Consider the following 392-nt stretch of genomic DNA (forward strand, 5'->3'; position numbering starts at 1 on the left):
TGGAGCCATCAGCATGCAATGTGACATCAATACGCGAGGCATGGCCAGCCAGAGCCTCATCCACCGAATTATCAATCACTTCCTGAGCCAGATGATTAGGACGCGTGGTATCCGTATACATGCCCGGACGTTTGCGCACCGGATCCAGTCCACTCAGAACTTCAATGGATGCGGCGGTGTATTGACCAGATGTTTTGCTGGTGTCAGACATGTTGACCTCTGTTAACGGTACGGCAGGCACGGAGTATACCCAGCCATCGGGTATCATTCACCCGCCGCTCAACGCAACCGGAAACGGTGGCTGACAAATGCCATAATGCGTGGCAAGAACTGTTGATAACTATCAAATCCATGAGAACCACCGGCCTGGTTCCATCCCGGACAAGCCCGAT

The 392-nt window shown here is 53.1% G+C and carries 1 protein-coding gene; it reads right to left on the bottom strand.

Annotated elements, in window-relative coordinates; all coding sequences use genetic code 11:
• On the bottom strand, window positions 1–211 hold a 211-nt coding region (locus Q4563_RS16765; protein ID WP_442903771.1), incomplete at its 3' end, for a hypothetical protein.
• Between the last annotated feature and the right edge of the window lie 181 nt (window positions 212–392).

This window comes from Gilvimarinus sp. 1_MG-2023 (assembly GCF_030548285.1).